Source organism: Psychrobacillus sp., from assembly GCF_056205495.1.
In genome coordinates this window covers 1-3,297 of sequence record NZ_JBAEAP010000630.1, presented here as the reverse complement: position 1 = coordinate 3,297, position 3,297 = coordinate 1, and the positions used below count along the sequence as shown (strand labels likewise).

Annotated in this window: 4 protein-coding genes; 1 reads left to right on the top strand and 3 read right to left on the bottom strand. The window is 40.6% G+C overall.

The annotated features are described in order from the left end of the window. The coding region (locus AC06OU_RS17960; protein WP_475857608.1) for a ribonuclease J at positions 1–805 on the top strand (805 nt) is incomplete at its 5' end. A gap of 91 nt (positions 806–896) precedes the next feature. Here the strand turns inward: AC06OU_RS17960 and AC06OU_RS17955 are convergent. From AC06OU_RS17955 to AC06OU_RS17945, 3 genes are all read right to left on the bottom strand, one after another. Further along, positions 897–1,712 (bottom strand): ZIP family metal transporter, encoded by an 816-nt coding sequence (locus AC06OU_RS17955; protein WP_475857607.1) that lies wholly within the window; start codon positions 1,710–1,712, stop codon positions 897–899. 141 nt (positions 1,713–1,853) lie between these two features. Next, positions 1,854–2,396 (bottom strand): GNAT family N-acetyltransferase, encoded by a 543-nt coding sequence (locus AC06OU_RS17950; protein WP_298467472.1) that lies wholly within the window; start codon positions 2,394–2,396, stop codon positions 1,854–1,856. 131 nt (positions 2,397–2,527) lie between these two features. Next, positions 2,528–3,297: substrate-binding domain-containing protein (locus AC06OU_RS17945; RefSeq protein WP_475857606.1), on the bottom strand; the 770-nt coding region annotated here is incomplete at its 5' end.

Genomic DNA, 3,297 nt, shown 5'->3' with positions numbered 1-3,297 from the left:
TCCCGAGGAAGTGACGATTCTTTGTACTGGTGGACAGGGTGAGCCTATGGCTGCTCTTTCAAGACTAGCAAGCTCTAGGTTTCGTAAACTCGAGGTTCATCCTGAGGATACCGTAATCTTTTCATCTAGCCCCATCCCTGGTAATGAAACGAATGTCACAAGGGTAGTCGATAATCTGTTAAGATTAGGAGCTAACGTGATTTATGGCTCTGGAAGCAAGACTGGTATGCACGTTTCAGGTCATGCTTACCAGGAAGAGCTGAAGCTCATGCTAACATTGATGAAGCCAAAGTACTTTGTCCCGATCCATGGAGAATATCGCATGCTCCATATACATCGCGAGCTAGCACAGTCCGTGGGTGTTAAACGATCTAATATTTTTCTACTGAACAATGGAGATGTTGTGGATATTGTAGATACTAATGAGGTCATACAAACACGGTCCGTAGAAGCAGGTGACGTCTTTGTAGATGGATCAGGCATTGGGGATGTCGGGGAAATCATTCTTCGTGATCGCCGAGTACTTGCCGGTGATGGAATGGTTGTTATCGTCATTAGTCTTAAAAAAGGATTGAAGAAAGTCCTAAATGGACCTGATACACTAACTCGTGGCTTTGTATATGGGCCAGATTCCGAAGAGCTAATTAGTTTAATCAATCAAAATGTTCGCACGACAGTAGAAAAATGGGATAACAATAAAAATCAGCGTACACTCAAAAAGAACATTAAGAATTCCGTAGAAAACCTCATATATACTCGTACGAAGAAAAAGCCAATGATTCTTCCGATCATTATTGAAATTTAAAAATCAGTGCATCCTCTGTACAAGAGGGATGCACTGATTTTTAGATTCGGGTTATAACTGTTCTCGATATTTTAAGCTCTAGCTCATAGATCTATCCAAAAGCAACATCTAGTATCATCATAATTGTGAATCCAATCATTAGGCATACCGTTGCTAAATCACCGTTTCCATACTCCTGGGAGCCTGGTATTACCTCCTCCACTACAACAAAAATCATCGCTCCAGCTGCGAATGCAAGTGCAAAAGGTAGGATAGTAGACATAAAGGATACTGCTAGAACACCTACTACTGCAGCGATTGGCTCGACCATGCCGGAGAACTGCCCATAAAAGAAGCTCTTTCTGCGAGACATGCCATCTCTTCTCAAAGGTAATGCAACCGCTGCACCCTCCGGTAGATTCTGAATACCAATGCCTATTGCTAATGCCAAGGCTGCAGTTAAAGAAGAGGTATCTAGTCCTGCAGCGACTGCTCCAAAAGCAACCCCGACAGCAAGACCCTCTGGTATATTATGGAGGGTGATCGCAAACACAAGCAACGTACTTCTTCTTTTGCCTTTTGGCTTTATCCCTTCTGTTTGGTTCGAGTTAGAAGATGGATGCATATGTGGAATAATTTTATCGGCCAGCCACAAGAAGAATCCACCTAGTAAAAATCCGGTAGCTGCTGGAAACCAGGCAGGGAATGCCCCTTCCTTCGACATTTCAATAGCAGGAGCAAGAAGCGACCAAAAGCTTGCCGCTATCATGATTCCTCCAGCCGAGCCAAGCATGCCATCCATTAACTTTTGATTTACTGATTTTGTAGTGAAAACTAGAGCTGCACCTAATGCTGTCATGCCCCAAGTAAATACAGTTGCTAACAATGCCTGCAGTACCGGACTGAGCGTAGATATGTAAGCAATCATAAGACCTGTCCCTTCTTCTGTTCTTCTACTATCGTATGATTGACCACACATTTTTATCTTTAAACAAGTCCGTTGTTTGTTACTAAATATTTGAATACAAAAACGCCTGGCAGGTATTAAACTGCTCGGCGCTTGTTCAATCTATTTCTTCCAGTCACTTGCTAGCATACCGTAGACCTCATGATCCACATAATGATCGTATAGCCATTCCGATTGACGAATGGTGCCTTCATGTGTAAAACCAAGCCTTTCAGGAATTGCTCTACTTTTCTTGTTCTCTACTGCAGCGCGAATTTCTACTCGATTCAATCCTAAATCGATTAAAGCATAATCTACAAATGCTTTTACGGACTTAGTCATGAGACCATTACCCACATAATCTTCGCCCAACCAATACCCGATGCTTGTGGATTTGTTATTCCAGTCTATTTTATGAAATCCGATAACACCTGCAAGATTGCCTTCATACCATATTCCTGCTTGGATTCCATTGTTTTCGCTGAACTGCTTCATCGTCGATTTGATGAAGTTCTCCGTATCAGCAACCGTTTTTGTATAATCGATAAACGGTAGCCATTCTCTTAAAGAATTCTTAGACCCTACAGTTAAAGAGAACAATTGTTCGGAGTCTCGTAAATCTAGCATTTTTAGTGTAATTTTGTCATCAATTGCATATGTAAACATAATATATCCCTCCTTATATAGAGTATAAAATATTTTTAGAATAATAGAAATAGTTTTTTGTTTACATAATAAAATTATAATGAATAAAAATGGTTACCCATATTTCATGGATAACCACCATTTAGTTTAACTTAAACTGTACTATCTTTTATAATTGCTTTTTGTGAGATTGCACAAGAGTTACGAACCACAAGCTGATGTGGAATGATAATGCGCTTTACAGGTTCGTTCTCATTCTCCAGTATTTGAATTAAGCTTCTGGCTGCCTGATAACCTAACTCCACAATATTGATATTAATGGATGTCAACGGTGGACGAGACATTTCTGCAAACAACGCATTGTTGAAGCTTATGATTGAGACCTGGTTTGGAATGTCGATTGCCATTTCCGTAAGCGTGTTAACTACACCTAGGGCCATCAAATCATCCGTTACGATTAAAGCGGTTGGAGAAACACTTGCTGAGAATAGTTTGTTGACCGCTTGCTGGCCACCTTCTCTCAAGAAGTATTCAGAATGAATGATGTAGTCCTCTAGTAATGGTAGATCTTCCTCGCTCAAAGCATTCTTGTAACCTTGGAGTCGGTCCAATGTTACGGTTAGGCTTGGACTACCTCCAATGAAACCAATATGCTTATGTCCAAGTCCTATCAGATACTCAGTCGCCTCTTTAGCTGCTAAAAAGTTGTCATTATCTACATGAGTTATTTTTTCTACATGCTCAAAAGGCTTACCGATCATCACAAACGGGATATGGCGTGTTCTTAAATAACTTAAAATCACATCATTAACACGAGAGTAAAGAAGTATAATTCCATCCTCTCTGCCGCCTTGGACCAACTGTACTACTCCATCAAATAGTTCTTCTACTGACGTTCCAGTAGTCATTTGGAGGGCATAAT

Coding starts and splice junctions, on each gene's coding strand:
- AC06OU_RS17955 (WP_475857607.1), bottom strand. CDS start 1,712: ATGATTGCTTACATATCTACGCTCAGTCCGGTACTGCAGGCATTGTTA.
- AC06OU_RS17950 (WP_298467472.1), bottom strand. CDS start 2,396: ATGTTTACATATGCAATTGATGACAAAATTACACTAAAAATGCTAGAT.